Consider the following 5,247-nt stretch of genomic DNA (forward strand, 5'->3'; position numbering starts at 1 on the left):
GCCGCTCCACTGCGCCACAGTCGGAAGGGCGCCGCCTGCGGCTCCATACCGCGAAGGGGCGTCTGCCCTTCCTCCTCACGTCCGCTCGGATTGATTCGCAACTGGACCGAATCAATCGGAATTCGTTTCACCTGCCCTGTTCGATGAAGCGTTTCAGGGCGTCGAGGCGCACGATGATGGGCGTGCGGGCGCGGATGATCGCGCCGTCCTGTTTCAGTTTGCTCAGGCTGTGGCTGACCGTTTCGCGGGTCGCGCCGACCATGCGGGCAATGTCTTCCTGGTTCAGTTTCAGGTTCAGTTCCACGCCCTGCGCGTGGGGCCGGCCGAACTCGCGGGCCAGTCGGTACAGCAGGCTCGCCACGCGCTCGGGGGCGCTGTAGGCGCTGACCGTGGCGGTCCAGGCCTGCGCCTCGAACAGGCGGGCGGCCATCAGGCGGATCAGTTTCATGGCCAGGTCGGGTTTGCTGCTCAGGAGTTTCTGCAGTTCGGTGCGGGGCAGGACGATCAACGTGGTGCGTTCCAGCGCCTCGGCCTGGGTGGGGCGGCGTTCCTCGGCCTGTAGCAGCAGTTCCCCGAAGGTGTCGTGCTGCCCGATGACGCCCAGGATGGCTTCCTTGCCGTTCGGGAAGAGTTTGCTGATCTTGACGAGGCCGCTGCGCACGAAGTACAGCGCGTCGGCGGGGTCGTCCATGCGGTAGATGACCTCGCCGGGCTGGTAGGACCGGTAGGGGGTGGTGGCGGCCACTCGCTCCAGTTCGGCAAGTTCAAGGTCGGCAAAGAGCTCCGTTCGCTTGAGGTGCCAGACCAGGCTTGGGTAGTTCATGATTCTTCACACAATACCCGAAAGAACGGGCCGCGACCCGCGGCGTACCTGCGTCTCCGGGACGCCACCGGGTGTGTTGCGGGTCAGTTAACGGGGGGGTGGACCTCACGGGGCAGCCGGTTGACCAGTCATCGGGGACGATCCGGGCGGGCCGACCGGGCAGGCAGGGGTGACATTTGAGCGCAGAAGATTTATACTCGGTTCAACTAACAGTGACGGGTGGCGTCCCTCCGGGCGAAACCTCACAAGGAGGACCTACACATGCCTACCTACAAAGCCCCCCTGCGCGACATCAAGTTCCTGATGAACGAGCTGCTCGGCGCCCCAGCCGAACTTGCCCAGATGCCTTACTACACCGCCAACGAGACCGCCGACGCCGACCTGATGAGCCAGGTGCTCGATGAGGCCGCCCGCTTCGTGGAAAGCGAACTGGTGCCTCTGAACGTCGTGGGTGACAGGGAAGGCTGCATCCGCCACGACAACGGCGACGTGACCACCCCCACCGGCTTCAAGGGCGCGTACGACAAGTACCGCGCCGCCGGCTGGACCGCCCTCGACGCCGACCCCGCCTACGGCGGCCAGGGCATGCCCCACCTGATCAGCAACGCGCTGGTCGAGATGATCAACAGCGGCAACGTCGCCTGGGGCATGTACCCGGGCCTGAGCCACGGCGCGTACAGCGCCCTGCACGCCGTCGGCAGCGACACCCTGAAAGACCTCTACCTGCCCAAGATCGTCAGCGGCGAGTGGACCGGCACCATGTGCCTCACCGAACCCCACGCCGGCACCGACCTCGGCATGATCCGCACCAAGGCCGTGGACAACGGCGACGGCACCTACGCCATCAGCGGTACCAAGATCTTCATCAGCGCCGGTGAGCACGACATGGCCGACAACATCGTGCACCTCGTCCTGGCCCGCCTGGAAGGCAGCCCCGAGGGCACCAAGGGCATCAGCCTGTTCCTGGTTCCCAAGTTCATTCCCACCGCTGACGGCCAGCCCGGCGAACGCAACGGCGTGGTCTGCGGCAGCCTGGAGCACAAGATGGGCATCCACGGCAACGCCACCGCCGTCCTGAACTTTGACGGCGCGCAGGGCTGGCTGGTCGGCGAGGTCAACAAGGGCATGAGCCACATGTTCATCATGATGAACGCCGCCCGCCTCGGCACCGGCCTGCAGGGCCTGGGCCTGGGTGAAGTCGCCTATCAGAACGCCCTGGCCTACGCCAAGGACCGCACCCAGATGCGCCACGAGCCCCGCGTGAACCCCGGCGAGCAGGCTGACCCCATCATCGTGCACCCCGACGTGCGCCGCATGCTCCTGACCGGCAAGGCCTACACCGAAGCGGGCCGCGCCATGGCCATGTGGCTGGCCCTGAGCATCGACCAGGAACACCACCACCCCGACGAAGCCAAACGCAAGGAAGCCGCCGACCTCGTCGCGCTGCTGACCCCCATCGCCAAGGCCTTCATGACCGACAACGGCTTCAATATCGCCGTGCAGAGCCAGCAGGTCTTCGGTGGGCACGGCTACATCCAGGAATGGGGCATGGAGCAGTTCGTCCGCGACGCCCGCATCGGCCAGATCTACGAAGGCACCAACGGCATCCAGGCCCTCGACCTGCTGGGCCGCAAGGTCCTCATGGACGGCGGCAAGAAACTCCAGAAACTCGCCGGTACCCTCCAGGAATTCGTCGAAGAGAACGAAAGCGACGAGCACATCGGCGAGTACGCCACGCAACTCGGCAAGGCCGCCCAGCAGCTCGGCAGCCTGACCATGGTCGTCGGCCAGAAAGCCATGGGCGAAGGCGGGGCGGACGAAGTGAACGCCGCCGCCGTTGATTACCTGCGCTTCTTCGGGCACGTCGTGTACGGCTACCTGTGGGCCCGCATGGCCAAGATCGCCTACGACCAGATCGAAGCCGGGAACGACCGCGACGGCTTCTACACCGCCAAAGTCCAGACCGCCCGGTTCTACTTCGCCAAACTGTTCCCCGAAATCAAGACGCTCGCCACCACCATCAAGGCCGGGAAGGAAACCCTGGCCGTGGATGACCGCGCCGTCTTCAACTGGGAAGGCGCCCTCGTCCACGCCTGAACTCCACCCCGCACTACACAGGAGGCCCGCAGCAACCGCGCGGGCCTCCTGCCTTGTATTGGGCCCCCCTACACCGGCAGCGCCGACCCCAGGAACGAGTTCGGGCTGCGCGACAGGCTCCGGATGCCGTCATCGTCGGCCCGGTACGCCAGGACGGCCAGCGTGCAGGGCTGCCCGCCCTCACTGTGCCCCTGGGCGTATGCGCGGGCCAGTACCTCGCTCAGCTCCCGCGCCAGCTGCACGTACCGCTCTGGGGTCAGGTTCACGGTCACGCGGTCCAGGTGCGCCGGGTGTCCCTCCGCCGCCGGGGCGTCCGCTCGTGGCAGGCCGGGTGTACTCCCACCCACCTTGCCAAAAATGTACACGTCCTCCTCGCCTGCCCCTGCCAGCGCCCACGACCGCCCATACGCCCGCTCAAAGCCTTCCGACAACTCCCGCAGGTCCGCCGTGCCGTTCCCCTGCTCGTCCTCCGGCGGCAGCAGGTCCGACGGCACCCGGAACTCCCGCGCGGCCAGTACGAACCGCACCCGGCCCCCCTCGCGGCCCAGTTCGCGCAGCAATCCCAGCCCCGCCAGTCGCCGCGCATGATGATGCACCAGGTTCGCTGCCATGCCCACCCGCCCCGCCACCTCGGACGGCGACACGGGCCGCAGGAACAACCCGAGCAGCCCCGTGTCCTGCCGCAAGGCCCGCGCCGCGCGCACGTCCGTCACCCGCACCGATTCCACCTGTCCTTCCGTCATTTCTATCATGCCCGCAGTGTGCCGCCCGCGCGTTTCAGCGCGCCACAGCCGACGCTGAAAGTCATGGTGGCGTACCCACCGCCCCGCTACCATAATCTCGCCCCCCGCGCAGCGGCACATGCGGCAACTACGCACACTGATGACTGGTATATGTGAAAGCCATGAAGAAACTGACTGCCGGTCTGCTCCTCATCGCCTCCCTCACCCTGGCTTCCTGCGCGCCCAAGTACACGGCGGCCACCGCCAAACCCGTCAGCGACATGAACTGCGCCGAGATCAAGGACGAACTGGGTAAACTCGCCACCGTCCGCGCCGAAGCACAGAGCAAAAGCGGCGTCAGCAAGGAGAACGTCCTGTTCGCCCTGTTCTTCCTGCCCGGCGCGGTCGTCAACGAACTGGACAACCGCGAAGTGATCACCAAGGTCGATGCCCGCACCGAGGAACTGGTCAAGGCACAGAGCGCCAAGAGCTGCCCCGCCAACTGAACCCCACCCAGGGCGGGCGCCACAGGAAACCCCCTCCGGTGTGGAGGGGGTTCCTTTTGTTTCTGGTGGAGCTGAGCGGGATCGAACCGCTGACCTTCTGAATGCCATTCAGACGCGCTCCCAGCTGCGCCACAGCCCCAAGCCAACGCCTGAGCCCAGAAAATGTAGCACCACCACGCACAGAAGTAAAGAGGGTCAGGCGACCCACCTGAATCTGCTACTGCGCCTGCACGGGCTGCGGCAAGTCCACCTCAATGGTCTTCCCAGCCCGGCGGGGCGTGAGCACCACGGTCACGTCGTACCCCAGCGCGCCCGCGTGTTCTGCCAGGGTACCCACCGTGGGATTGACCGAGCCATTCTCCAGTTGCGACAGGCGACCCCTGCTGACGCCGCGCCGCCGCGCCAGCTCCGCCGCGCTCAGGTGCGTCTGTTGCCGCGCGAGCTTCAGCGCGTGCGCCACCGTCTCGGCCGTCAGGGCATCCTGCACGTCCGCCGCGAAACCCGACGCACTCTCCGGCACCAGCAGTCCGGCAGGCAGATCAGCGGTGGGCGTGACCGACCCATCCGCGTTCAGCAGTTCAGCCGCCAGTGCCATCTTCGCTTTCAGGGATTCGTTCATAACTTCAACCTCCCGGTTTTCACGGCGATCAGCGCGTCGTACGCTTCCTCGATCAGGGCCTCATTCGGCCTGTCCCCGTCTGCCTTGAATTCCGCGTTGACCAGCACGGTCCGGCCATCCGCCAGCCAGAACAGGTATACGCGCGCCCCGCCGCGTTCGCCCGTGCGGGTACTGGGCTTCAGTTCACTGATACCCGGATAGCCTTTCAGAGCCACCACGTACCGGCTGACATGTCCATGCTCCCGGACGTCCTGGCAGAGCTTGATGCATTGCCAGACCGCGTCCCGGTGTCCAGCTCGATTCATGTCGAGCAGGCATTCCACGATCCGGACGTGCCGCGCCCGCAGCCGGTGAGGGAGGCGGACGTAGACCAGCGGCGGCACTGGTTTAGTTTAAGCTAAACGTAACTGCTCAGCAGGGCGAGCTCAGGGGTTGAAGTTGGGCATGAGCACGTCACCCGTGAACACGCTGACCAGACCC

General features: G+C 66.0%; 6 protein-coding genes and 1 tRNA gene. 2 read left to right on the forward strand and 5 right to left on the reverse strand.

Going from position 1 to position 5,247, the window contains the following annotated elements:
* Positions 1–127 precede the first annotated feature (127 nt).
* The gene (locus tag QZ271_RS13775; protein WP_291432434.1) at positions 128–823 is read right to left on the reverse strand and encodes a Crp/Fnr family transcriptional regulator; all 696 of its coding nucleotides are present in this window, start codon (positions 821–823) and stop codon (positions 128–130) included.
* 261 nt (positions 824–1,084) lie between these two features.
* Here QZ271_RS13775 and QZ271_RS13780 point away from each other — a divergent pair, with 261 nt between their 5' ends.
* A complete protein-coding gene (locus QZ271_RS13780) occupies positions 1,085–2,920 on the forward strand; it encodes an acyl-CoA dehydrogenase C-terminal domain-containing protein (RefSeq protein ID WP_291432436.1) in 1,836 nt (611 codons plus the stop codon).
* A gap of 68 nt (positions 2,921–2,988) precedes the next feature.
* Here QZ271_RS13780 and QZ271_RS13785 read toward each other — a convergent pair whose 3' ends face one another.
* The gene (locus QZ271_RS13785; protein WP_291432438.1) at positions 2,989–3,672 is read right to left on the reverse strand and encodes a hypothetical protein; all 684 of its coding nucleotides are present in this window, start codon (positions 3,670–3,672) and stop codon (positions 2,989–2,991) included.
* Positions 3,673–3,824: 152 nt separating this feature from the next.
* On the opposite strand from QZ271_RS13785, the gene QZ271_RS13790 reads away from it, so the two are divergent.
* A complete protein-coding gene (locus tag QZ271_RS13790) occupies positions 3,825–4,148 on the forward strand; it encodes a hypothetical protein (RefSeq protein ID WP_291432440.1) in 324 nt (107 codons plus the stop codon).
* Positions 4,149–4,211: 63 nt separating this feature from the next.
* On the opposite strand, the gene QZ271_RS13795 is transcribed toward QZ271_RS13790, so the two are convergent.
* The 3 genes from QZ271_RS13795 to QZ271_RS13805 form a co-directional block, all read right to left on the reverse strand.
* Positions 4,212–4,287: transfer RNA gene (locus tag QZ271_RS13795), tRNA-Ala, on the reverse strand.
* 78 nt (positions 4,288–4,365) lie between these two features.
* Positions 4,366–4,767: a helix-turn-helix transcriptional regulator gene (locus QZ271_RS13800; protein ID WP_291432441.1), complete on the reverse strand. Its 402-nt coding sequence runs from the start codon at positions 4,765–4,767 to the stop codon at positions 4,366–4,368.
* A complete protein-coding gene (locus QZ271_RS13805; RefSeq protein ID WP_291432443.1) occupies positions 4,764–5,150 on the reverse strand; it encodes a hypothetical protein in 387 nt (128 codons plus the stop codon). Before QZ271_RS13805 ends, QZ271_RS13800 begins: the two co-directional genes overlap by 4 nt.
* Between the last annotated feature and the right edge of the window lie 97 nt (positions 5,151–5,247).

It is taken from the genome of Deinococcus sp., from assembly GCF_018260555.1.
Lineage (GTDB): Bacteria > Deinococcota > Deinococci > Deinococcales > Deinococcaceae > Deinococcus.